Annotated in this window: 24 protein-coding genes, 1 rRNA gene and 1 riboswitch; of the genes, 4 read left to right on the top strand and 21 right to left on the bottom strand. The window is 44.2% G+C overall.

Going from position 1 to position 23,124, the window contains the following annotated elements; translation table 11 throughout:
- Positions 1–37 precede the first annotated feature (37 nt).
- Complete coding sequence (pcrB, locus tag H9648_RS13820; RefSeq protein ID WP_191754391.1) at positions 38–730, bottom strand: heptaprenylglyceryl phosphate synthase; 693 nt, start codon at positions 728–730, stop codon at positions 38–40.
- 154 nt (positions 731–884) lie between these two features.
- Between pcrB and H9648_RS13815 the strand changes: the two genes are divergently transcribed.
- On the top strand, positions 885–1,424 hold the full coding sequence (locus H9648_RS13815) for a GNAT family N-acetyltransferase (RefSeq protein ID WP_191754390.1): 540 nt from the start codon (positions 885–887) through the stop codon (positions 1,422–1,424).
- Here the strand turns inward: H9648_RS13815 and H9648_RS13810 are convergent.
- From H9648_RS13810 to H9648_RS13790, 5 genes are all read right to left on the bottom strand, one after another.
- A complete protein-coding gene (locus tag H9648_RS13810; protein WP_191754389.1) occupies positions 1,421–1,951 on the bottom strand; it encodes an NAD(P)H-dependent oxidoreductase in 531 nt (176 codons plus the stop codon). The two genes, H9648_RS13815 and H9648_RS13810, sit on opposite strands and share 4 nt — an antisense overlap.
- A 76-nt stretch (positions 1,952–2,027) precedes the next feature.
- Positions 2,028–2,450 (bottom strand): MarR family winged helix-turn-helix transcriptional regulator, encoded by a 423-nt coding sequence (locus tag H9648_RS13805; protein ID WP_191754388.1) that lies wholly within the window; start codon positions 2,448–2,450, stop codon positions 2,028–2,030.
- A gap of 339 nt (positions 2,451–2,789) precedes the next feature.
- On the bottom strand, positions 2,790–3,095 hold the full coding sequence (locus H9648_RS13800) for a YerC/YecD family TrpR-related protein (protein WP_066242834.1): 306 nt from the start codon (positions 3,093–3,095) through the stop codon (positions 2,790–2,792).
- Between the two features lie 17 nt (positions 3,096–3,112).
- Positions 3,113–4,129, bottom strand: a complete 1,017-nt coding sequence (locus H9648_RS13795) for a DUF3048 domain-containing protein (RefSeq protein ID WP_191754387.1) — start codon at positions 4,127–4,129, stop codon at positions 3,113–3,115.
- Positions 4,130–4,178: 49 nt separating this feature from the next.
- Complete coding sequence (locus H9648_RS13790) at positions 4,179–5,927, bottom strand: adenine deaminase C-terminal domain-containing protein (RefSeq protein WP_191754386.1); 1,749 nt, start codon at positions 5,925–5,927, stop codon at positions 4,179–4,181.
- A 92-nt stretch (positions 5,928–6,019) separates the two neighbouring features.
- On the opposite strand from H9648_RS13790, the gene H9648_RS13785 reads away from it, so the two are divergent.
- The 3 genes from H9648_RS13785 to H9648_RS21080 all read left to right on the top strand — a co-directional run bounded on the left by H9648_RS13785 (position 6,020) and on the right by H9648_RS21080 (position 7,739).
- A complete protein-coding gene (locus H9648_RS13785; protein ID WP_066242825.1) occupies positions 6,020–6,280 on the top strand; it encodes a YgaP family membrane protein in 261 nt (86 codons plus the stop codon).
- Between the two features lie 18 nt (positions 6,281–6,298).
- On the top strand, positions 6,299–7,570 hold the full coding sequence (locus H9648_RS13780; protein WP_191754385.1) for an MFS transporter: 1,272 nt from the start codon (positions 6,299–6,301) through the stop codon (positions 7,568–7,570).
- Positions 7,571–7,634: 64 nt separating this feature from the next.
- Positions 7,635–7,739: an EYxxD motif small membrane protein gene (locus tag H9648_RS21080; protein ID WP_328086095.1), complete on the top strand. Its 105-nt coding sequence runs from the start codon at positions 7,635–7,637 to the stop codon at positions 7,737–7,739.
- Here H9648_RS21080 and purD read toward each other — a convergent pair.
- The 15 genes from purD to rrf all read right to left on the bottom strand — a co-directional run bounded on the left by purD (position 7,717) and on the right by rrf (position 22,964).
- Positions 7,717–8,985 (bottom strand): phosphoribosylamine--glycine ligase, encoded by a 1,269-nt coding sequence (gene purD / locus H9648_RS13775; RefSeq protein WP_191754384.1) that lies wholly within the window; start codon positions 8,983–8,985, stop codon positions 7,717–7,719. The genes H9648_RS21080 and purD overlap by 23 nt on opposite strands.
- Before the next feature lie 488 nt (positions 8,986–9,473).
- Complete coding sequence (gene purH / locus H9648_RS13770; RefSeq protein ID WP_191754383.1) at positions 9,474–11,012, bottom strand: bifunctional phosphoribosylaminoimidazolecarboxamide formyltransferase/IMP cyclohydrolase; 1,539 nt, start codon at positions 11,010–11,012, stop codon at positions 9,474–9,476.
- Positions 11,009–11,599, bottom strand: a complete 591-nt coding sequence (gene purN / locus H9648_RS13765) for a phosphoribosylglycinamide formyltransferase (RefSeq protein WP_191754382.1) — start codon at positions 11,597–11,599, stop codon at positions 11,009–11,011. Before purN ends, purH begins: the two co-directional genes overlap by 4 nt.
- Positions 11,596–12,636, bottom strand: a complete 1,041-nt coding sequence (gene purM / locus H9648_RS13760; RefSeq protein WP_191754381.1) for a phosphoribosylformylglycinamidine cyclo-ligase — start codon at positions 12,634–12,636, stop codon at positions 11,596–11,598. The genes purN and purM overlap by 4 nt, the downstream gene beginning before the upstream one ends.
- A gap of 14 nt (positions 12,637–12,650) precedes the next feature.
- Entirely contained in the window at positions 12,651–14,069 is a 1,419-nt protein-coding gene (purF, locus tag H9648_RS13755; protein ID WP_191754380.1) for an amidophosphoribosyltransferase, read from the bottom strand.
- Positions 14,045–16,276 (bottom strand): phosphoribosylformylglycinamidine synthase subunit PurL, encoded by a 2,232-nt coding sequence (purL, locus tag H9648_RS13750; RefSeq protein ID WP_191754379.1) that lies wholly within the window; start codon positions 16,274–16,276, stop codon positions 14,045–14,047. The genes purF and purL overlap by 25 nt, the downstream gene beginning before the upstream one ends.
- Positions 16,260–16,943 (bottom strand): phosphoribosylformylglycinamidine synthase subunit PurQ, encoded by a 684-nt coding sequence (gene purQ, locus H9648_RS13745; RefSeq protein WP_191754378.1) that lies wholly within the window; start codon positions 16,941–16,943, stop codon positions 16,260–16,262. Before purQ ends, purL begins: the two co-directional genes overlap by 17 nt.
- Positions 16,940–17,194, bottom strand: coding sequence for a phosphoribosylformylglycinamidine synthase subunit PurS (purS, locus tag H9648_RS13740; RefSeq protein ID WP_191754377.1), 255 nt, complete (start codon positions 17,192–17,194; stop codon positions 16,940–16,942). Before purS ends, purQ begins: the two co-directional genes overlap by 4 nt.
- Complete coding sequence (gene purC / locus H9648_RS13735; protein WP_191754602.1) at positions 17,182–17,904, bottom strand: phosphoribosylaminoimidazolesuccinocarboxamide synthase; 723 nt, start codon at positions 17,902–17,904, stop codon at positions 17,182–17,184. The genes purS and purC overlap by 13 nt, the downstream gene beginning before the upstream one ends.
- A 327-nt stretch (positions 17,905–18,231) precedes the next feature.
- Positions 18,232–19,524, bottom strand: coding sequence for an adenylosuccinate lyase (purB, locus tag H9648_RS13730; RefSeq protein ID WP_066390818.1), 1,293 nt, complete (start codon positions 19,522–19,524; stop codon positions 18,232–18,234).
- A complete protein-coding gene (gene purK, locus H9648_RS13725) occupies positions 19,521–20,675 on the bottom strand; it encodes a 5-(carboxyamino)imidazole ribonucleotide synthase (protein WP_191754376.1) in 1,155 nt (384 codons plus the stop codon). The genes purB and purK overlap by 4 nt, the downstream gene beginning before the upstream one ends.
- Positions 20,668–21,153 (bottom strand): 5-(carboxyamino)imidazole ribonucleotide mutase, encoded by a 486-nt coding sequence (gene purE / locus H9648_RS13720; protein WP_191754375.1) that lies wholly within the window; start codon positions 21,151–21,153, stop codon positions 20,668–20,670. Before purE ends, purK begins: the two co-directional genes overlap by 8 nt.
- Positions 21,154–21,258: 105 nt before the next feature.
- A riboswitch (purine riboswitch) is annotated at positions 21,259–21,361 on the bottom strand.
- A gap of 83 nt (positions 21,362–21,444) precedes the next feature.
- Positions 21,445–21,648 carry an NETI motif-containing protein gene (locus H9648_RS13715; RefSeq protein ID WP_191754374.1) on the bottom strand — a complete coding sequence of 68 codons (204 nt, stop codon included), beginning with the start codon at positions 21,646–21,648 and terminating at the stop codon, positions 21,445–21,447.
- Between the two features lie 3 nt (positions 21,649–21,651).
- Positions 21,652–22,179, bottom strand: coding sequence for a DUF2179 domain-containing protein (locus tag H9648_RS13710; protein ID WP_191754373.1), 528 nt, complete (start codon positions 22,177–22,179; stop codon positions 21,652–21,654).
- Positions 22,180–22,848: 669 nt separating this feature from the next.
- A 5S ribosomal RNA gene (rrf, locus tag H9648_RS13705) occupies positions 22,849–22,964 on the bottom strand.
- Positions 22,965–23,124: the final 160 nt, after the last annotated feature.

Here is a 23,124-nt window from a genome sequence, read left to right as displayed (position 1 = left end):
ATTCTTATTTTTATTCTCACTCATTTTCGAGATTTTATCAACTTTTACCCTTAACCGCTTCAACTGTTTCAATCGCAGCATTTAAATTGTCATAAATAACGTTTCCAACCACTACTGTATCCGCAAACTCTGCCATCGCTCTTGCTTGTTCAGCCGAATAAATGCCGCCTCCATAATAGAGAGTCGTGTTTTCAAGTACGTTTTTTACTTGGCGAACGATATCAACATCACCATATGTGCCGCTGTATTCTAAATAAAAAACCGGAAGCTTAAACATTTTTTCGGCCAAGCGGGCATATGCTACAACATCATCCGCCGAGAGTTCTGTGTCGGCACTCGACCGTTTTGCCGCCTCACAATCTGGATTTAAGATGCAATACCCTTCAGTCAGAATCTCGTCCCAATTCATGATATCGCCAAATTCTTTCAATGCTTCTGTATGGAGCCTCGTAATGAAGTTAGCATCCTTTGCATTTAATACGGTAGGAATATAGTAAAAATCGAATCCTGGTGTAAGTGATTCGATATTAGATACTTCGAGCACACAAGGAACCGCATATCTGCGGATTCGTGACATAAGGTCTAACGTATTATCCAACGTAACGCCACTAGATCCCCCAACGATAACAGCATCCGTTCCACTCTCACAGATCAGCTCAAGGTCACTGTCACTGATCTCTTTATCTGGGTCTAGCTTAAACACATGCTTCCATTTTCGATAATCAAACATTGTGTTCTTCCTTTCATGTTTAGAAACACCCGTGCTTGCTATTTTAACAAGCCAGTTCTGTACTTCTGCATTATAACAAAAATAAGGTTCTCACTCTATGATTCATCATGTGGAAAGATTGTGAAGTTCATACTGCTTTTTGGGAGGAATAGCTATGCTTATGTGGCATATCGACGACGAAATCATGCTAAAGCAAGCAGACGTTAAAGAATCCGACATCATCTATGGAATGTTAGAAAAATCACGTCATCATCTTGGACCGTGGATCAGCTGGGTCGATTATACCCAATCAAGCGGCGAGATGCGTCAGTTTATTAAAACGGTAAACAAAAAAATGAAAGAACAAACAGATGTTGTTCTTTTTATATGGTATCGCGGACAAGTAGCAGGCTCTGTTGCTTTATATGATATTAAGTGGCACAACCAGTCTGGTATGCTTGGTTATTGGGTAGGATCAGGATTCGAAGGTCATGGTATTGCACAGCGAGCGGTAAAAGGAATGCTTACGTATGCCTATTACACGCTGATGCTGAATCGCGTGGAGCTTCGTGCTGCGGTTCAAAATGAAAAAAGCATCAAGCTCGCCCGCCGACTAGGCTTCCAAGCAGAAGGCGTTGTCAGGCAGGCAGAATGGATACGCGGAAACTGCCGCGACCAAGTCCAGATGAGCTTGATGAAGAATGAGTTTCATTAGATTTCAGGATTCAAAACATATGAGATATAGTTCTTAGCGCTTTGTTCAATCGCTTCCTCTGACGCGCGAATTGCACTATGGAAGACGAACGGCGTGATATAACGTGTTCCGATTAAATTAGAGGTCGCTTGGAACGGACGCAATAATTCGCTGATCGTATAGTTGTTGTAACCGCCAGCTTGATAGGAGAAGTCTGGTCCGCCCGTTGAAATTGCCAGTACTAACTCTTTTCCATGAAGTGCATCGCCACCTGGCCCGTAAGCCCAACCGAACGCTAGCACTTTATCTTGCCATTCTTTTAAAAGGGAAGGTGAGCTGTACCAATAGAACGGAAATTGAAGAACGATACGATCGTGCTGCAACAGCATACGTTGTTCTTCCTCAACGTTCACTTTTCCGTCGTGATACAGTTGGTAAAGTTTTCGAACCGTAACATGATCCCGTTTCTCTATTTCTTCAGCCCATCTTTTATTTACTGTAGAGTTTTGTAGATTAGGATGTGCGACTATTACTAATGTACTTTTCATGAATGAATCTCCTTTATGAAAAAATATTAAATTTCATTTGCTTGTACAAACAACTTAAACAGTAAGAAGCGAGCTCTTATGATTCGAGCTGCCCTGCTGCAAGATGTGTTGCTTTTGTGAGCGCTTTTCCTTCTTCTTCTCCTAAAAGACTGGAATACGTTCGATAAAGAGCTTTCCAAGCTTTTTCGAGATCTGTTTGAATTTCCGTTCCTGCTTGTGTCGGATGGATGTGCGACATCTTGCCTTGCACTTTACGCTCTGCAAGTCCCTTTACAACAAGCTTGTCCACGAATCTTGTGATCGTACTTGGTGTCATGTGAAGTTCTTCTGCTAACTCCGATTGAGAGATTCCAGGTTTGTCGTTCACAAGCATCATCATAAAGCCATGAGTAGGCGTAATTCCTGTCGGTCGAAAAGATTCCTCAGCCATTTTGGAAATAACGCGAGAAAGCTTGTTCACAGTAAAATATAAGCAGTTTTCTAGATACTTTTCGGGCATTATAGCACCTCTTTGCAATCGTTAATGTTGTTTGTACATACAACTATAATAAGTGAATAACATTTTGTCAATAAAGTAGGCTTTTGCAGTTGAAGATGTTTTGAATCACAACGATCAATATACTTAATAAACATAATTCTAGAAATTTTGGCATTATTACGGCGAGATTCGGCTAGAATCCGGCGAGTTTTTGAGTTAATACGGCGAGTTCTGGCCATATATCGGCGAATCTACAAATTTCGTCACATTACGACTGGCGCACAGTACAGCAGCCACTCCACTCTTATGACTCCAAACAAAAAAACAAAAAACCCGCCACTCAGGCAGGTTTTCTTCTCATTATTTCGCTTCTTCCTCTTCATGAACGCGGTCGAGTACCATTGCATACGCGTCGTTTCCAAAGTTCAGGCAACGTTTTACACGTGAGATCGTTGCGGTACTTGCTCCCGTTTCGCTCTCGATCTTGTGATACGTTTTTCCTTCACGAAGCATGCGCGCTACTTCAAGTCGTTGCGCCAAAGATTGAATCTCGTTCATCGTACAAAGGTCATCAAAGAATCGATAACATTCTTCCATATCCTTCAGCGACAAAACCGATTCGAAAAGCTGATCTAATGCTTTTCCTCGTAATTTATCAATTTGCATGAAACATGCACTCCTTTTTATTGCATCTTAACCGAATCTGTCATTCCACTCGGTACAATGTTAATCCATATCTTTCCCGGAACAAACGCTCCACCGTCCGGAACGATTCTTCCGTTTTCGTTTTTCCACGAAATGTTTTGTGCGACACCATTCTGAATCAGAATTGCATCTCCGCCTGACGTTAAGTTGATCTCTCGTCTGCCGGCATCATCGATTACCCGGTGTGCCGCTTCAACAATGAATACATTGCCTACCGTAATGGGTGTTTCGGTCTCACGATCTATCGTTGGTTCATTGTTGCTGCTTCTAGCGTACGTCTTCATCTTAGCAGAGTACGAGTAACCTACTGTTTCTCCGCCTGGGTAAGAGATCTGAACCTCGTTTGCAGGCGCACCTTCTATTGCTTTAGCACTTTTAGAAGTTAAGAACGCAAGCATATCGAGATCATCTGATTGCTCGGCACCGATCTTCTCCATCCCTTTTTCGATATTTTCATAGGTGATGTAAGAGTTGTGAGGCGCTTTTCTAAAATCAGCTCGATTGAAAAGAATTCCATCGTAATCCATTCCGTTCAGGTGATCGACCGTCCCGCTATCGAGGATCTCTTTCGCTTCAGGACTGAATCCATGTGCCACGAATAGTGCATCGTAGCCACGTGAGAGTTCGATGTAATAATCTCTCGCGCTGCGAACCGGTCCTACTACTTCTGGCATCTCACTTTGGAAGATCGCCAAAAAGCGTGTAAGTTCTCCCTCAGCTAATACTTCGTATACGATATCAGCTTTATGAAGTCCAGATTGCGGGCGTGCTTTTGGGTGGTTGTTCACCATGACCGAAACCGCGCGATGATCTACCTCTTCATTCGTTTCCAAGCCAGTGAGTGGATAAACAGAAGAAAATTCCTCTTTTTTTGAATCCGTAGCTTCAGCTTTATCTACTTTACCTTCTTCTAATACTTTATCTCTTGCGTCCTTGCATGCAGACAGCGTTAATACCGTAATCATCGCCATCAAGATGATGTACCACTTTTTCATTGGGCTCACTACCTTTGTATCGTATTATTTTGCCCAATCCTTTTCTATATTAACGCATAATCGAAGGAAAGAGTAACCCTTTCTTTTTAACATCGTAAATGCCTCTTTGCGTAATGCGGATGTATGGCAAGTGTGTGGAAGAGAAAAACAATAGAGAATAGATTGGATCTTCATATTGATAGCCTCGTTCTCTTAGTGCATTCGTTAATCTTTTCTCTTCTACCACTAGTTCTTCTATACTAAGATTCGACATTCCTCCCGCTAAAGGAAGTTTTATCTCAGCAACGATTTCGCCTCTCTCCGCAAGAACGATGCCTCCGCCGACTTCTTTCAAGCGTTCGAACGCCAAAGCCATATCTTTTTTGTTTTTTCCGATGATCAGAAGATCTCCCGTATTGGAATACGAGCTCGCAAAGCCATACAGATTTTTCGCAAAACCTTTTACGATCGTGTTCGTTCTCCACTTTCCTTCTTTGTCGATCAGCATTAAGAAACACTCGTCTGATTCTTCGTTAATCTCTTCAGAAAAAGGATTGATCGATACATTATATGGCCGTGTGATGACACTATTGTACATTTCTATTCCAACGAGACCAGAAAACTGAAAATCCTCGTCTTGAAGGTCCCATGTGATCTCTCTTTTTCGGATGCCATGACCTTCCCAATCAAAATCAAAATCTTTGTCTTCACTAACATCCTTACCATTACGCTTCATCCATTTTCCTTTTGCCAAAACAGATTCAGGAAGAGGATTTGTTACATCATCTAAAATATTCAAATGTGCGACTCGCCCTGCGGCAACCATGCCGAAGAGGTGATCTAGACCGTAATATCTAGCCACGTTATAAGAGACCATCATATACGCATCCACTGGATCGAGCCCTGCTTCGAGCGCAATCTGCAGCATCTTATCGGTAACACCTTCTTCATAAAAAGCAGGTGTGGATCCGTCAGTCGTCATAAAGATTCGTTCATAATTCGTTATGCCTTCTTCTTTCATCTGACGCAATAATTTCGGCAGATCAGGACGAATCGAAGAATAACGAAGGGACACTTGCAGACCAGCATTCAATCGGTCCATCACTTCTGTACCTGTCATCGCTTCATGATCGCAGTCCACACCGAGCAACGTCATTGCAGTTAAGGTCTTTTCAGAAGCTCCTGGCAGATGTCCCTCGATCTTTTTACCCGCTTTCTTCGTCTTCAGCATCCAATGCAACAGCGTATCATCACCATGAAGCACTCGCGGCCAGCTCGTTAACTCGCCACCTTGAAGAACATACGGGCTCTCGAGCAGCTGTCTCACACTTTTTTCCGAAAAATAATTCTCTTCTTCTAAAAGCTCTGTTTGTGCGTCATAACGGCACCACCAAAAGAAATTAGAAGGCAGATCGTTCACGTCCTCCATAAAAGAAAGCGCTTTCGAAATATTCATTTCAAAAAGCAGCATAAAGTTGTCGGCTAAAAATACGGACGTTCCACGCTGCAATGCATATCGCGAGAGCGACTGGGGATTATAAAGTTGAAACGGATGACAATGAGGTTCAATATACCCCGGCACAACAAACTTACCTTCTAGATCAGTGATTTCCGTTCCGGATCTATGGTCAGGCATCTTTTCGCCTACATAGACGATGCGGTCTTCAAGGATCCAGATGTTTGCTTTTACCCATTTTTTAAGAGCTGTGTTCAAATAAGTAGCGTTTGTTAAGACAAGCGACGGTGCCAATTCACCTTGAATGACGGCCACTTGTTTGCGCATTTGCGCTTTTGTCCAAAAAGCAATGTGTTGGTTCATGTTGGATCACCTGTCTTCTCTCTGAAAATTTCGTTTTTTCAAGAATACCATATTCATCAAGCAAATTGGTGAAAATTGAAAGGAGTATCACAATGAGACAAAATATTGGTTTAGTTAATAGCATGATTCGTATTATTGCAGGTCTAACACTGCTTTCTGTTTATACAGCAAAGCTGACAAGAAAGCCCTACAAAGAGTCATACATTCTTATGATTTTAATGGCAGCGATGAAGGTAGCAGAAGGGATCGTTCGCTACTGCCCGATGACTGACCTACTTCACAAGAGTAAAGAAATGAACGACATGGATTTAGGTAATATCGCTAAAGAAGGTTCGCCGTTTAACCCTTCATAATAAGAAGGAGGCAACACTATGCCAACTCATTCCCTATTAAAAGGCAACAGACCTCTTTTCAGTCTATTGGTCGTTGTCTTTATTACCCATCTTGGCTCATATCTTGTCTTGCCTGTCCTTCCTATCCTCTTAAAAGTCGAAACTGGATTAACAGCAGCACAGATTGGTTTTACTCTCGCTGTTATCTCGATCTTCATGCAAGTAGGAAGTGTGGTCGGAGGCGTATTCGCTGACCGTACAGGCAGACGTTTTATCATCGCACTTGGTGCTTTAATACGGGCAGGCGGGCTGATAGGTTTCGCTTATTTTTCAACTTATTCACTAGTTTTGGTAACTGCTGCGATCAGCGGGCTCGGTCTTGGGCTTAATGCGCCGTCCACAAAAGCATTTATTTCTTCGCTCGTAAAAGCAGACATGAGATCTACTGCTTTTTCATTGCGTGGAATCTTTGCCAATATTGGGATGGCGATCGCTGGATTAACCGTCTTCGCTTTATTTACAGGAAGCTCAAAACTAATCTTTATAACCGCTGCTGTTATATATTTAGGCGCAAGCGTGATCAGCTGGTTCTTCTTGCCTGCAGGCTGTGGAGACGAAAACTGCCGAGAAGTAAAATGGAGTGAATATCGACAAGCGTTAAAAAACATTCCCTTCCTCGTTTTTGTGATCGCCACAATCTTTGTTTGGGCTCTTTATGTACAGTTTGCACTCGTGCTCCCGCTTCGAGCTGAAAGTGTACTATCTAACGGAAAAGACATAAGCATCATCTGGACCATCAACAGCATCACGGTCATAGTAGCTCAAACGCTCATAACAAAAAATATCATACGAAACATTCATCCGCTGACTTCTGTTGGTATAGGTGCGATCTGTATCGGAACTGCTCTCGGAAGTTTATATTTTGCAAACACTTTATTTTTCTTTGTTTTTACCGGAATCATCTTTATCACAGGTGAGATGCTGATCATGCCCACGTTGGATACGTCGATCTCACAGCTTGCCGCTGCCCGGTTTCTTGGCATGTTCTTTGGATTAGCCAGTGTTTTTACAGGGATTGGGGAAGCGATAGGAAATTCAATCGGAGGACGATTGTTTGAAGTGGCCGATGGCGGACAAAGTACTGTTCCTTATGTAACGTATGTGATAGCAGGTTTTGTCATCTTCATTGGGATGCAGCTGTTGCGTCAGTGGAATCCGTTGTCCATCATACAGCCTCCTAAACTCATGCCAACCGCAGCTCCGAACACAGAATCATCTACATCTCATCCGAATCCAATTAATGAAGGCTGATGAACAAGGTCTTATCAACCATGTCCGTCAGCCCTCAACTTCAGTATAGGAGGTTAGCACCAATATGAGTTACGAATATTTAATGGATACTGCTTTTCTTTATATATTGCTTATCGGCGGAATCATCGCCATCTCGTTTGTGTTTATTAAGAAGAGACGTGCGAAATAGCTCGAAACCCGATATCTTTACGATAGAATGAGCCTTCGCACGTGATCTTCTTCATTTCTCTATATACGTTTTCCTGAGCTTCACTTAGTGAACGTCCTTTAGAGGCTACCAATAACACCCGGCCGCCATCTGTTAAAAGAGATTCATCTTCCCTTTTCGTACCCGCGTGAAACACGTTAGAATCACCTTCAATGTTTTCTAGCCCCTTGATCACTTTAGCTTCTGAAGAAGAAACAGGGTAACCATCGGATGCAAGTACAACACCAAGTACGGATTCTTCAGACCATTGAAGTTCCGGCTTTTTGCCGTTTAAAAGAGATAAAAGCAGATCAGCCAGATCATTTTGTAAGCGAGGCAGAATCACTTGTGTTTCCGGGTCACCGAAGCGTGCATTAAACTCGATCACTTTCGGACCATTCTTCGTTAAGATTAAGCCCGCATAAAGAATTCCTGTAAAAGGAGTGCCTTCGTGTTTCATCGCAGAAACGGTTGGTTGAACGATCTCTTTTATCGCTTTTTGGATGTCTGCGTCAGAAATTTGAGGTACTGGTGAGTAAGCCCCCATACCACCTGTGTTCGGACCTTTATCCCCGTCATACGCACGTTTATGATCTTGAGCAATTTCCATCGGAAGGAAAATCTCGTCATGTACGAAAGACATTAACGAAAATTCTTCTCCTTCCAAAAATTCTTCAACAACTACCGTTTCGCTCGCAGAACCGAAGCGTTTGTCTACCATCAGCTCATGTAGACCCTCTTCCGCTTCTTCTAAAGTCATTGCCACAATGACACCTTTACCTGCCGCAAGACCGTCCGCTTTCAACACGATCGGTGCTCCTTTTTCTTGAACGTAAGCTAGAGCTTCATCATGATTCGTAAACGTTTCAGAAGCCGCCGTCGGAATGTCGTACTTCTTCATAAGATCCTTCGCGAACGATTTTGATCCTTCAATCTCTGCTGCTGCTTTAGACGGACCGAAGATAACAAGACCTTCTTCTGTGAAACGATCTACGATGCCTTCTAGTAACGGTACTTCAGGTCCAACGAATGTTAATCCGATTTCGTTTGTTTTTGCAAAAGTGACCAGCTCATCGATGTTGGTTTCTTTGATGGAAATGCATGTCGCTTGCTGTGCCATGCCTGGGTTTCCTGGTGCAGCAAACACTTGTGTGACACTCGGGCTGTTCGCAAACTTCCACACGAGCGCATGTTCACGTCCACCTTTGCCGATTACAAGAACGTTCATGGTTGCTACCTCCTTATTTGTAATGAAGAAACGGCAATGAGGAGGCCGTTTCAGCTAACCTAAAATGTGGTACGTACCCTTACTGAGTAGGTGGAGCCAGAGCTAGAATTTTACGGTACGTGTTCTTTATTTTTTTACACTTTCGCTCAAACGGTTTATGTTTCGCTCCAATCGAACCTCGTTCCGCCCCGAAATTGCTTCGTTTCGCTCATACCAACCCCCGTTTCGCCCCGAACGTGAATAGTTTCGCTCATACACCTAAAAAACAGATTTTATTGTTCAAAAAGCAATCTACTATTCATAAAAAAACTTACTCACTTTAGGCATAACAAGTAGCTCTTTGAGAAAAACAACTAAATCTACTTATTTTAAAGCAAAATTTAAACATTTTTACAGATGCATTGATTCATGCGTTCACAGCACGCCCCCCGGAAAGAGAGCACCTGGAACGGAAATCAACCCTTCCACACACTACTGAGTCAACATGATTAATGCTTAAAGTGCCTAACGCCTGTGAACACCATCGTGATCCCGTGCTCGTCTGCTTTTTTTATCGAATCTTCATCCTTAATCGATCCACCTGGCTGGATGATTGCTGTTACACCAGCGCGTGCCGCTGCTTCTACGGTATCGTCCATCGGGAAGAACGCATCTGATCCAAGAGCTGAACCTTGTGCACGTTCACCAGCTTGCTCGATTGCGATTTTCGCTGCGCCAACGCGGTTCATCTGACCCGCACCAACCCCTACTGTCATTTCGTCTTTCGCTAAGACAATCGCGTTAGATTTCACATGCTTTACCACTTTCCAAGCAAGCTTCAGATCTTTCCACTCTTGCTCAGTCGGCTGGCGTTTTGTAGGAATCGTCACGTTCGCATCATCCAACCCGTAAACGTCTTCCTCTTGAACGAGCATTCCGCCAGAAACGGTAGTGATTTTTTTGGCGATTCCTGTACCTTCTGTAAAATCTAATTTTAATAAACGGATGTTCTTCTTTTTCGTTAAAATCTCTAACGCTTTCTCTGTAAATGAAGGAGCGATGATGATCTCAAGGAAAATCTCACTCAGCTTTTGAGCCGTTTCTTCATCTATTTCTGTGTTAGCAGCGATGATGCCGCCGAAGATCGATACAGGGTCTGCTTCAAACGCACGGGTGTACGCTTCAAGAATCGTTGAGCCTGTTCCAACGCCACATGGATTCATGTGCTTAACCGCAACAACAGCTGGATCAACGAACTCTTTTACGATTGAAAGTGCAGCATCTGCGTCGTTGATGTTGTTGTACGAAAGCTCTTTTCCATGTAGCTGTTCAGCGTCTGTTAAAGAGAGCGTGTTCTTCAGTGGCGTCGAATAAAACGCGGCTTTTTGATGCGGGTTCTCACCATAACGAAGGTCCTGTTTCTTTTCATATGTTACCGTGTAGGATTCTGGGTGCTCCTCTTCTACAGCTGCTGTTAAGTATTCAGCGATTAATGCATCATAAGCCGCTGTATGACGGAACGTCTTCGCAGCAAGTCTTCGGCGCGTCTCTTCACTTACAGCTCCTGCACCATCAAGCTCACCCGCAACTGATTCATAGTCTGCCGGATCGACAACGACCGTGACGTAGGCATGATTTTTTGCAGCTGAACGAAGCATGCTCGGTCCGCCGATATCGATATTTTCGATCGCATCAGCGAATGTTGTGCCTTCTTTGGCGATCGTCTCTTTGAACGGATAAAGGTTTACAACTACAAGATCGATTGGTGATATCTCATTTTCATGCATTGCTGTTCGATGTGTCTCATTATCTCGAACAGCGAGTAAACCGCCATGAATTTTTGGATGAAGCGTTTTGACACGTCCGTCCATGATCTCAGGAAAACCAGTCACTTCAGAGATACCGATTACAGGAATCCCAGCGTCTTGTAACGCTTTTTTTGTTCCGCCCGTAGAGATGATCTCTACGCCGTGATGAGCTAGTTTTTCTGCAAAGTGAAGTAATCCTTCTTTATTTGATACGCTTATGAGTGCACGTTTGATCGTCAATGTAAGATGCCTCCTACGGTGTCTTTTTGTAATAGTTTGTTGATGATGGCTGGGTACAATTGGTGTTCTGCTTTTTGGATACGCTGCTGCAGGGTATCCTCTGTATCGCCTGGCAATACAGGAATGCGAACTTGTTCGATGATCGGCCCTGTATCCATTCCACTGTCTACATAATGAACCGTTACACCTGTTTCGGCAACGTTTGCTTTCAGTGCTTGCCCTACCGCATCCTTACCAGGAAATGCCGGCAGATAAGACGGATGGATATTGATGATACGGCCTTCATACGCTTTCAATAATACCTCACCAACCAACCTCATATATCCTGCGAGAACGATAAATTCTACTCCATAGGATTGAAGTTCAGAAACGATTTCTTTTTCAAAATCAGCTTTTGATGCAAACGTTTGAGGCATGAACGAGTACGTTGGAATGTCAAAATGGCGCGCACGATCGACCACCTTCGCCCCTGGTTTATCACATACTAAAAGCTCGATATCCGCTTGAAGCTCACCTGCTTCAACTGCGTCTACGATGGCTTGAAAGTTACTTCCGCTTCCAGAAGCAAATACAGCTATTTTTCTCATTCGATGTTTCCTCCACCAAAGATCACGCCTTCACCTTGCTTCACGCGACCGATGATGTAAGGCTTTTCGCCTGTTTCTTCTAAAAGGCGGATGATTGGAAGCATATTTTCTTCTGAAACCGAGAGCACCATTCCAATTCCCATGTTAAACGTTGTGAACATCTCTTTCCGTGTCAGGTTTCCTTTTTCTTCGATCAGATCAAAAATCGCAGGAACCGGCCATGAACCATAATCTACTTCTGCCGCAAGACCTTCTGGCAGCATGCGTGGAATGTTTTCAATGAACCCGCCGCCTGTAATATGAGCAACACCGTTCACATCAAACTGATTGAACACTTCAAGCAACGGTTTTACATAGATGCGAGTCGGTGTTAACAGCTCTTCACCTAATGGTTTAGATAAACTATCAATGTGTTCGTTCAGATCAAGACCTGCGTTTTCTAATAAAACTTTGCGAACGAGCGAAAAGCCGTTGGAATGAAGACCGTTTGAAGCAAGGCCTATCAATACATCGTTCTCGGAGATAGCAGCGCCGTTGATCAGCTTCGATTTCTCGGCGATTCCAACCGTAAACCCAGCTAAATCATACTCTTCACTGTCATACATGCCAGGCATCTCTGCCGTTTCTCCGCCGATGAGCGCACACCCTGCTTGTTCACAGCCATCCGCGATCCCACTAACGATCTCTTCGATCTTTTCAGGGTGAAGCGTGCCGCAAGCAATATAGTCCAGGAAATAAAGCGGCTCAGCGCCTTGCGCTACGATATCGTTCACGCACATCGCAACTGCATCTACACCGATCGTGTCATGCTTATCCGCCAAGAACGCAAGCATCAGCTTCGTACCTACTCCATCTGTTCCGGAAATCAGGACGGGCTCTTTATGTGAGAATCCCGATAGATCGAACATCGCACCAAATCCACCAAGTCCTGCTAATACTTCCGGACGCTTCGTTCTAAGTGCATGCTTCTTGATGCGATCGACCGCTTCATATCCTGCTTCGATGTTCACGCCTGCTTGCTTATATGCTTCTGCCATCGTCTTCTCCCCCTTTAAACAAGCTCTTTTTCATATGGTAAAACAGTATCTGGATAAATTTCTGTTGGATATCGTCCTGTAAAACAAGCTAAACATTGTCCGCAGTTCGGCTCGTCATTCGAACGTCCTATACCTTCCATCAGTCCTTCGACGGAAATAAACGATAATGAATCAGCACCAATAATTTCACGGATCTCATCAACAGAATGCTTAGATGCGATCAGTTCCGCACGTTCTGATGTATCTATGCCGTAATAGCATGGATGGGCGATGGGTGGAGCTGTAATTCGCACATGAACTTCTGTAGCGCCCGCAGCACGCAGCATCTTCACGATTCGGCGGCTCGTCGTACCGCGTACGATTGAGTCATCTACCATCACGACACGCTTGCCTTCTACGATTCCTCGAACCGGAGAAAGCTTCATCTTTACGCCAAGTTCACGAAGCTCTTGAGAAGGCTGAATGAACGTACGTCCGACATAGCGATTTTTAATAAGGCCGATCTCATACGGAATACCGGATGCTTCCGCATAACCGATCGCAGCAGAGATACTAGAATCAGGCACACCTGTTACAACATCCGCTTCAATCGGAGCTTCTTCATACATCTTTTTCCCAAGACTTTTACGAGCCGCATGAACGTTGATTCCTTCGATGTTGCTGTCTGGTCGTGAAAAATAAATATATTCCATCGAACACATAGAGCGCTGAACAGAAGTCGAGAACGTATCGACCGTTAGTCCGTCTTCGTTAATGATCAAAAGTTCTCCCGGCTGCACGTCACGCACGTACGTTGCCCCAACCACATCGAACGCACACGTTTCAGATGCGACAACATACGCATCACCAAGCATACCGAGTGACAAAGGGCGCAATCCGTTCGGATCTAGTGCTACCATCATCTCGTTTTCTGTCATGACTAAGAACGCATATGCACCTTTTAGCATCGTTAAAGCGTTCTGTACTTTTTCTTTTAGTGTAAAATAACCGCTGCGCTTGATCAGATGAGCAAGCACTTCTGTATCCGATGTTGTCTGAAAGATGCTTCCTTGTGATTCCAGCTGATGCTTTAGCGCGTTGGCATTTACGAGATTCCCGTTATGAGCAAGAGCAAGTGAACTTGTTTGTGAACGAAACAATAAGGGCTGAACGTTCGCAAGCTCATTGCCTCCTGCTGTGGAATACCGGACATGGCCGATTGCACCATGTCCGATCAATCCTTCTAGTTCACCTTTGCTGAACACGTCATTTACTAAGCCACTTCCTTTATGAATGCGTAAACGCTCTCCGTCCGTTACAACGATTCCTGCTCCTTCTTGTCCGCGATGCTGCAGACTATGCAGCCCGTAATACGTTAATTGCGCGGCATCCGGGTGACCCCAGATCCCAAACACACCACATTCTTCGTTTAAGCCTTTGATGTCAGCAAGCATGGAATAGCTCCTTTCCAGGCGTCTTGCATCTCCTGGAGCGTGCAGGATAACAACTCTTCACCCTGCTCATTATCGATCGCTAGACCGCTCTCAGAACGTACAAAACCTATGATTTTTGCGTCTTTTACAAGCTGTTGGAACTCATCTTGATGTTCAGGTTTTACTGTGACTAAGAAACGGGATTGAGATTCTCCGAAAAGACTTCCAATCGGCTCATCTGTTAACGTCACGCTCGCTCCTATTTTTCCGTCCATCACAGACTCAGCAAGTGCAACAGATAGTCCGCCTTCTGCAACGTCATGCGCAGATTGGATCAAGCCTTTTTGAATCGCTGCTAAAATCTCACGCTGTCTTGTTTCTTCCACTTCTAGATCGATGTGAGGCGCTTTACCAAAAATGCGTCCTTCTTTCATCTTCTGAAGCTCACTTCCGCCAAATTCAGCTTTGCTCTCACCGATCAGATAGATGATGTCGCCCGCTTCTTTAAAGCTTTGAGTCACGATGTGCTTCGTGTCTTCGATAAGCCCGACCATACCGATGACTGGCGTCGGGTAAACGGCTACACCGTTCGTTTCGTTATAAAGAGATACGTTACCGCCGATTACTGGCGTTGCGAGTTTGTTGCATGCCGCACTCATACCGTCAGCTGATTTCTCTAGCTGCCAGAAGATCTCTGGCTTTTCAGGATTTCCGTAGTTCAAGCAATCTGTCACCGCAAGAGGCTGCGCTCCTGAACATACAAGATTACGAGCTGCTTCGGCAACAGCGATCATGCCGCCCACTTCTGGGTCTAAATACAGATAGCGAGAATTACAGTCTGTTGTCATCGCTAGCGCTTTTTTCGTTCCTCGGATTCGAACAACTGCTGCATCTGATCCAGGTGCTACGACCGTATTCGTGCGCACCATGTAGTCGTACTGGTTGTAAACCCACTCTTTGCTCGCGATCGTTGGCTGCTTCAAAAGAGAGAGCAACGTAGATTTGAAGCTAGTAATCTCTGGTAAGTAATCTGCTTGCGCTTGGAACTCGCCATAATAAGCAGGTTCTTTGGATGGCTTATGATAAACTGGAGCATCTTCTGCAAGAGCATCTACCGGTACATCTGCTACGATCTCCCCTTGGTGAGTAAGACGCAGTACTTGTTCTTCGATAACCGTTCCAACTGTTACGCAATCAAGATCCCATTTTGCAAAGATCTTTTCCACTTCATGCTCACGGCCTTTTTCAACGACTAACAACATGCGCTCTTGAGATTCTGAAAGCATCATCTCATATGCCGTCATACCTGTTTCACGCTGTGGAATAAGATCAAGGTTCATCTCGATTCCCATACCCGCTTTACTTGCCATCTCAGCGGATGAACTTGTAAGACCTGCCGCACCCATATCTTGAATTCCGACAAGCGCATCACAGTTATGAATGAGCTCGAGGCACGCTTCCATAACGAGTTTCTCCATAAAAGGATCTCCAACTTGAACCGCTGGACGCTTTTCTTCTGACGCTTCAGAAAGCTCTTCCGATGCAAACGTTGCACCGTGGATTCCATCACGGCCTGTTTTCGCCCCAACGTACATCACAGAGTTTCCAGCACCCTTCGCTTGTCCCTTTTTAATGTCTTTATGATCGATCAGACCGACGCACATCGCATTCACAAGTGGATTGCCTTCATACGATGGATCGAATTGAACTTCTCCACCAACCGTCGGAATTCCGATACAGTTGCCGTAGCCTGCGATCCCCGCTACCACTTGTTCGAACAAATACTTCACACGCGGTGACTCTAGCTCTCCAAAACGAAGTGAGTTCAGCATCGCGATCGGACGCGCTCCCATTGAGAAAACGTCACGGATGATTCCACCGACACCTGTTGCAGCTCCTTGATAAGGCTCGATCGCTGAAGGGTGGTTATGAGATTCGATCTTGAAAACAACCGCTTGACCGTCACCGATATCCACGATCCCAGCACCTTCACCAGGACCTTGAAGTACGCGCTCACCTTTTGTAGGGAACTTGCTTAGAACAGGCTTTGAATTTTTATAAGAACAGTGCTCACTCCACATAACGGAGAACAGTCCTGTTTCTGTCCAGTTAGGAGATCTGCCGATAATCTTTTCTACGAGTTCAAACTCTGAATCACTTAAACCCATCTCACGGTATAATTTTTGCTCTTTAATTTGTGAACTTGTTGGTTCATTTTGCAGCGACATAACGTTCCCTCCAGCTCTTCACAATAGATTGAAATAATTTAAGACCATCTTTGCTTCCTAACAGCTCATCGACCGCGCGTTCCGGATGTGGCATCATACCTAGCACGTTGCCTTCTTCGTTCGTGATACCGGCAATGTTTTCAACCGATCCGTTCGGATTGTTCCTATACGTGAATACGATCTGATTGTTCGCCTTTAGCTGTTGCAGCGTGTCTTTATCGCAATAATAGTTGCCTTCACCATGTGCGACTGGAACGGAGATCACTTCTCCTTTTTCATACTGAGTCGTGAAGATCGTCGATGTGTTCTCAACGACTAGCTCTTCTGGCTGGCAGATGAATTTCAATGATTCATTGCGGCGCATCGCTCCTGGCAGAAGTCCTGTTTCTAGTAAAATCTGAAATCCGTTACAAACGCCAAGAACCGGTTTTCCTTCACGTGCTGCTTTAACCACTTCTGTCATCACGTTCGAGAATTGTGCGATAGCGCCAGAGCGGAGGTAGTCTCCATAAGAGAAACCACCAGGCAATAAGATACCGTCAAATTGATTTAAGTTCGTTGCATCGTGCCAGACGTACTCAACTTCTGCGCCGAGCTCATCTTTTACAGCATGATACATGTCAGTGTCACAGTTTGATCCTGGAAAAACGATTACAGCAAACTTCACTGTGCGACAACCTCCTCCACCTCGTAGCGGTAGTCTTCGATCACTGGATTCGATAAAAGTTTCGAGCACATGTTCACGATTTTCTCATCTAGATTGTAGTCGCCTTTTTGAAGCGTTAACTCCAGATACTTACCAATACGTACATCTTCAACCTCTGACTGTCCCATTTTGTGAAGCGAGCTCATTACTGCCTTACCTTGCGGATCTAATACACTCTCTCTTAATGTTACATACACCTTTACTTTGTACATGATAGGCCTCCTAGACGTTGTAGTATTTTTTCATAAGCATCTGTTAAACTTCCTAACCCTCGGCGAAATACATCTTTATCGAGTTTCTCGTTCGTTTCTGCATCCCATAAACGGCATGTATCAGGAGAAATTTCGTCAGCGAGCATAAGGTTTCCGTTAGCATCTGTTCCGAACTCCAGCTTAAAGTCGACGAGCTTTACGTTCTTTTGAACAAAATAAGAAGTGAGCACTTCGTTGATCTGAATCGCATGTTCTGAAATCTGACTGAGTTGCTCTCGCGTTGCCAAGTTCATGATGTCGATATGTTCTTCCGTAATAAGCGGATCGCCGAGGTCATCGTTTTTGTAATAAAATTCGACGATCGTGCGTGGAAGGATCTGACCTTCAGGAATACCGGTACGCTTTGATAACGATCCCGCCGCGATGTTGCGGACAACCACTTCTAAGGGGATGATGGTCACCTTCTTTACGAGCTGTTCGGTTTCGGATACTCGTTTTACGAAGTGGGAGTCGATTCCCTTCTCTTTGAGCAGTTCAAAAAGGATGGATGAGATCTCGTTGTTCAGTCTTCCTTTTCCTGCGATCTCGGCTTTTTTCTCGCCGTTGAACGCCGTTGCTGAATCTTTGTAGCTGACCCAAACGACTTCTTCGTCGGTTGTGCGGTAGATGCGTTTTGCTTTTCCTTCGTATAGCTGCTCTAACTTCTCCATCATGACCCCTCCGTTATATGAAGATTCCCAATATTCAATCTTTTAAAAAAGGCAAAGAGAAAGAGAGCTCAATAGATCACTCTCTTTTTAGTTGAAGTACTTCTTAAAAGCTTTTTAGTATGACAATGTTGCCGTTGAGAGAGAGGTTGATTTCCGTTTCAGATACTCGCTTTCCGCGGGGCGTGCGGTGAGCCCCTCGCCGCTTTGCGCCATTGAGGGTCTCACCTGCCCACTCGTCCCGCAGGAGTCTCGCATCTTACACTTCAATCAACTTTCAATGAAGTCTTTCAAAAACAACTAATTAAAAGATCTTTCTTATAAAACCCTTTAAAGCCCTAATCTGTCGAAGATTGTGTCTACGTGTGACAGATGATAACTGTAGTCAAAGCATTCAGAGATTTCTTCAGGTGTTAATTTTTCAGTAATTTTTTGTTCAGCTTCTACTAATGTTCTGAACTGTACGCCTTCTTCCCATGCTTGCATCGCTTTTGGCTGCACTGTGTCGTATGCTTCTTCACGTGCCATTCCTTTGTCGATCAATTTGAGGAGTACGCGCTGTGAGTAGATCAATCCGTATGTGCGCTCCATGTTGCGTTTCATGTTTTCTGGGAACACGGTTAAGTTCTTGATGATGTTGCCAAAACGGTTCAGCATGTAGTTCAGTGCGATCGTTGCATCTGGTAAGATCACACGCTCAGCTGATGAATGGGAGATATCACGCTCATGCCATAGGGATACGTTCTCATATGCTGTCATCATGTAACCGCGGATCACACGAGCAAGACCTGTCATGTTTTCAGATCCGATCGGATTACGTTTATGCGGCATGGCCGATGATCCTTTTTGACCTTTTGCAAAGAACTCTTCTACTTCACGCGTTTCACTCTTTTGAAGACCGCGTACTTCAGTTGCGAACTTCTCTATGCTCGTCGCGATAAGTGCCAACGTTGACATGTAATGCGCGTGACGGTCACGCTGCAATGTTTGTGTTGAGATCGGTGATGCTTCTAGTCCAAGCTTTTCACACACATATTTTTCAACGAAAGGATCGATGTTCGCATACGTTCCAACCGCTCCAGAAATTTTACCGAAACGAACCGTGTCAGACGCTTGCTTGAAACGTTCGACGTTACGCTTCATCTCTTCGTACCAAAGAGCAAGCTTCAATCCAAACGTTGTAGGCTCAGCATGTACACCGTGCGTACGACCCATCATAACGGTATATTTATGTTCTTTTGCTTTTTCAGCAAGAATCTCAACGAAACGATCTAGATCTTTCGCTAAAATGTCATTTGCTTGTTTAAGTAGATACGATAGAGCTGTATCTACAACATCTGTGGAAGTTAATCCGTAATGTACCCATTTACGCTCTTCACCAAGCGTTTCAGATACCGCTCGTGTAAACGCAACAACATCATGGCGCGTTTCCTCTTCGATCTCTAGGATTCGGTTAATATCGAAAGACGCGTTTTCACGAAGCTTCTTCACGTCTTCTTTCGGAATATCTCCTAGTTCTGCCCAAGCTTCACAAGCTAAGATCTCTACTTCAAGCCACGCTTGATATTTGTTTTCGTCCGTCCAGATCGCTCCCATTTCAGGGCGTGTATAGCGTTCAATCATTGTGTTACCTCCGTTTTGTTATCACTTAAAAATAGTGCGGACACTTTTTCTGCTTTTTCTAGTGCCTGTTCAATCGTATCACCTAAAACCGTGATATGCCCCATCTTTCGTTTCGCTTTCGCTTCTTTCTTTCCGTACAGATGAAGTTTCGCTTCTCCTAAATTTCCTATCTCGCGTAACACAGTCTCATGATGTTCACCTAATATGTTGATCATCACGGCTGGTTTTATTAATTCTGTATTGCCAAGCGGCCAGTTGCATACTGCGCGTACATGCTGATCGAACTGTGAAGTCTCACACGCCTCGATCGTGTAATGCCCCGAGTTATGCGGGCGTGGCGCGAGTTCGTTCACATAAATCGTACCGTCCTTTGCGACGAACATCTCTACGGCAAGCGTACCAACAAGCTCTAATTCCGTTGCGATTGACCCCGCTAGGAGCTTTGCTTTATCCGCTGTTTTGTTCGTGATGCGTGCCGGCGCGATCGTTTGATGCAGGATATTCTCTTTGTGTATATTTTCTGCGATCGGAAACGATTTAACCTCACCGCTCACACTTCTCGTTATGATTACGGATACTTCTTTTTCAAAGTCAACCCAAGCTTCCAGCACACAATCTGTCTCTTTCTCTAAAAGTGTTGCTGCAATCTCAAGATCACTTTCTTGCTTGATCACAAACTGCCCTTTCCCGTCGTAACCGCCTCTGCACGTTTTTACTACAGAAGGGTAACCTAACTCCCCAATCGCGACCTGTAACGAATTCATATCAGAAACCGGTCTATATGGTGCAACAGGAACCCCTGCTTTTTGAAGCGTTTCTTTCTCTTTCAAACGGTGCTGAGTGACGGAAAGAAGACGGCTTCCCTGCGGTAAGTTCGCATTCTCTTCTAACCAGTTCGCACTCTCTGCATCTATGTTTTCAAACTCGTATGTGACGACATCGCTTTGTTCTGCAAGCTTCTTGATGCCTTCTCGGTCATCATAAGCTGTTGTGATCTGTTGATCCGCAACCTGCCCGCATGGTGAATTCTCTCCTGGTTCTAAAACAACAACGTTCAATCCCATCTCACGAGCGCTCAACGCCATCATGCGGCCGAGCTGGCCTCCGCCAAGTATACCAAGTGTTTGCTGTGGTTTTATCGTCTTAAACAAGAAGCTCACTACTTTCGATCGCCAGTTGTTGTGCTGTGGCACGGCGTTGTTTTAAGCGTTGTTTGACTCCTTCATCATGTACAGCCACCATCTGTGCGGCTAAAAGTCCGGCATTCGCTGCACCAGCCCTCCCGATCGCAACCGTCGCGACAGGAACACCTTTTGGCATCTGAACGATGGATAACAGTGAATCCATGCCGTTAAGCGCTTTGGATTGAACCGGAACACCGATAACAGGCAGGATCGTTTTAGCTGCGACCATACCAGGTAAGTGGGCTGCCCCACCAGCTCCAGCAATGATCACTTCAATCCCTCTATATTCTGCTTCTTCTGCGTATTGAAACATGAGATCCGGTGTACGGTGTGCAGAAACTACTTTTTTCTCGTAAGCTACTTCAAGTTCATCTAATAGGTCACACGCTTCTTTCATTGTTTCCCAATCTGAAACACTTCCCATGATCACGCCAACTTTAGCCATGGTAGCCTCCTTATTGTCAGAAAATATAAAAAAGTCCAGTTGGTATGCTTCTCCCTAATATGAGAGAAAGCAGCCAACTGGACATACGTATCCGATAAAAATAGACAGAAAGATGCTTTCCCTCATAGTCTGATGAAATAACGGTCATCAGGTAGAGACTTACGGGCCATATCCCCGAAATTATATGAGGGCTTTATTCTTCTGGTTTTATTGTAGCAATGATTGTTTTGTTTTGTCAACAAAAATCGAACATTAAGTTGTATATTACATTTAATGTTCGTGTTTTGGTCATTATTGAAGGAGTTTGCCTTCAAATACAATTCGTTGTTCCTTTACTTCTGGTTCCATTCTGCCGTTGCGTTTCACTTCATGGAAAACGGGCTCTTCCGTACGTCTTACCGGTGTATAGCCCTCATCGGCCATACGATCCAGACAATCCGAGATCGTTTCTCCTGCTTCAACAGCAAACTTCTTTTTAGAAGGTTTCTTCTCCATCTGTTACCTCCTGATACCCTTAACCCAAAATCCACCATGAAACGCTTTAGGCTCATGTGAAATTATAAACGCCTTCGGATCCAAATCCTTAACCGTATTATATAGGTTCATTTCTGATTTACGTGATGTTAAGATCTCCATCATCAAACGCTGTCCTTCACGACCTTCTGCAAGCCAGTTTGTAACTCCATAGCCTTTGTTGCGAAGCTCGTTCGGCAAGCCGCCTTCAAGATTTGTCGTAATTACGTTAACAGTAGTATATCCAAGTGCTAGCTTTTCTTCAATCTTCATTCCTACTAAAACACCAATTCCATAACCAACCGCATACGCGATCAAGTTTTGAATCTCATTCAAGTTATCAAGAACCAGCCCGAGGCCGACCACATAGATAATAACCTCGAACACACTAATAAAGGCAGCCAAGTACCTTTGTCCTTTTAACGTCAGGATCATCCTGATCGTAAAAAACGATACATATACAATATTGATCAATAAAATGATCCCAACCATGATGAACGCATTATCTAACATGATGGCAAGCCTCCCAAGGTGAAAAATACTTCGTTAAGGATAACACTTTTTGGACAAGTTGGAAACTGGAGAATTGATGCAAAAACAGTTATTGATTTTAGAGGAGTTTAGTAGGAAGTTTGGCGGATGCTTCTTGTATGTATATTGAAAGTTTGGTGGACACCAAACCTCCCTTTTCTTGTGTTTTGATGGTGTTGGTTTTGCGGTTTGTGGTTTGGTCTCTATTACGAGTATCAGCAATCATTTTAATGGATTTTTTGAGCTTTTGCTAAAGAATATCGCGAGGAAGAAGATGGCTCTGGCCATCTTCTTCCTATTTTGAGGATTGTAGGAAGGTTTTGTGGCTGAAACCAATCTTCGAAGCATACGGAGTGGGGTATCTACCACCGCTAATTAAGTCTATGTGCACAAAATTAAGTCGAAATGAGAGTGAATTAAGTCGGAATGAGCCTCCATTAAGTCTAAAATCAAAAATAAAGGCCGTTCGCTAAATTCCGACAATCCTTCCTAGCTCTATATTGAGCATAGATTTAATTTTTTGAGTCAATTTAAATATTTTTGTGTCTGTAAAATTCATTGATTAGATTGTGAGACTATCCTTTGTATCTTGAATCTTAAAAAAAACAAAAAAAAAGATGGAACGAACATAAAGTTCGTCCCACCTTCTTTGCCTAGCGACGTCCTACTCTAACAGGGGGAGACCCCCAACTACCATCGGCGCTAAAGAGCTTAACTTCCGTGTTCGGTATGGGAACGGGTGTGACCTCTTTGCCATCATCACTAGACCTAACCATGACTTTCACCATGATTCTAAATTGTAGAGAGTATGTTCTCTCAAAACTAGATACGACGTTTCCAAACGTTATGCTTTTTAAGGATAAGCCCTCGACCGATTAGTATCTGTCAGCTCCACGTGTCACCACGCTTCCACACCAGACCTATCAA

The sequence above is a fragment of the Fictibacillus norfolkensis genome, from assembly GCF_014836645.1.
GTDB lineage: Bacteria > Bacillota > Bacilli > Bacillales > Fictibacillaceae > Fictibacillus > Fictibacillus norfolkensis.
The sequence above is the reverse complement of the archived record's forward strand: the minus strand, read 5'-3'. Positions and strand labels throughout refer to the sequence as shown.

What these genes read in the sequence shown, in the direction of transcription:
- pcrB (WP_191754391.1), bottom strand. Translation starts at nt 730, where the DNA reads ATGTTTGATTATCGAAAATGGAAGCATGTGTTTAAGCTAGACCCAGAT.
- H9648_RS13815 (WP_191754390.1), top strand. Translation starts at nt 885, where the DNA reads ATGCTTATGTGGCATATCGACGACGAAATCATGCTAAAGCAAGCAGAC.
- H9648_RS13810 (WP_191754389.1), bottom strand. Translation starts at nt 1,951, where the DNA reads ATGAAAAGTACATTAGTAATAGTCGCACATCCTAATCTACAAAACTCT.
- H9648_RS13805 (WP_191754388.1), bottom strand. Translation starts at nt 2,450, where the DNA reads ATGCCCGAAAAGTATCTAGAAAACTGCTTATATTTTACTGTGAACAAG.
- H9648_RS13800 (WP_066242834.1), bottom strand. Translation starts at nt 3,095, where the DNA reads ATGCAAATTGATAAATTACGAGGAAAAGCATTAGATCAGCTTTTCGAA.
- H9648_RS13795 (WP_191754387.1), bottom strand. Translation starts at nt 4,129, where the DNA reads ATGAAAAAGTGGTACATCATCTTGATGGCGATGATTACGGTATTAACG.
- H9648_RS13790 (WP_191754386.1), bottom strand. Translation starts at nt 5,927, where the DNA reads ATGAACCAACACATTGCTTTTTGGACAAAAGCGCAAATGCGCAAACAA.
- H9648_RS13785 (WP_066242825.1), top strand. Translation starts at nt 6,020, where the DNA reads ATGAGACAAAATATTGGTTTAGTTAATAGCATGATTCGTATTATTGCA.
- H9648_RS13780 (WP_191754385.1), top strand. Translation starts at nt 6,299, where the DNA reads ATGCCAACTCATTCCCTATTAAAAGGCAACAGACCTCTTTTCAGTCTA.
- H9648_RS21080 (WP_328086095.1), top strand. Translation starts at nt 7,635, where the DNA reads ATGAGTTACGAATATTTAATGGATACTGCTTTTCTTTATATATTGCTT.
- purD (WP_191754384.1), bottom strand. Translation starts at nt 8,985, where the DNA reads ATGAACGTTCTTGTAATCGGCAAAGGTGGACGTGAACATGCGCTCGTG.
- purN (WP_191754382.1), bottom strand. Translation starts at nt 11,599, where the DNA reads ATGAGAAAAATAGCTGTATTTGCTTCTGGAAGCGGAAGTAACTTTCAA.
- purM (WP_191754381.1), bottom strand. Translation starts at nt 12,636, where the DNA reads ATGGCAGAAGCATATAAGCAAGCAGGCGTGAACATCGAAGCAGGATAT.
- purF (WP_191754380.1), bottom strand. Translation starts at nt 14,069, where the DNA reads ATGCTTGCTGACATCAAAGGCTTAAACGAAGAATGTGGTGTGTTTGGG.
- purL (WP_191754379.1), bottom strand. Translation starts at nt 16,276, where the DNA reads ATGTCGCTGCAAAATGAACCAACAAGTTCACAAATTAAAGAGCAAAAA.
- purS (WP_191754377.1), bottom strand. Translation starts at nt 17,194, where the DNA reads ATGTACAAAGTAAAGGTGTATGTAACATTAAGAGAGAGTGTATTAGAT.
- purC (WP_191754602.1), bottom strand. Translation starts at nt 17,904, where the DNA reads ATGGAGAAGTTAGAGCAGCTATACGAAGGAAAAGCAAAACGCATCTAC.
- purB (WP_066390818.1), bottom strand. Translation starts at nt 19,524, where the DNA reads ATGATTGAACGCTATACACGCCCTGAAATGGGAGCGATCTGGACGGAC.
- purE (WP_191754375.1), bottom strand. Translation starts at nt 21,153, where the DNA reads ATGGCTAAAGTTGGCGTGATCATGGGAAGTGTTTCAGATTGGGAAACA.
- H9648_RS13715 (WP_191754374.1), bottom strand. Translation starts at nt 21,648, where the DNA reads ATGGAGAAGAAACCTTCTAAAAAGAAGTTTGCTGTTGAAGCAGGAGAA.
- H9648_RS13710 (WP_191754373.1), bottom strand. Translation starts at nt 22,179, where the DNA reads ATGTTAGATAATGCGTTCATCATGGTTGGGATCATTTTATTGATCAAT.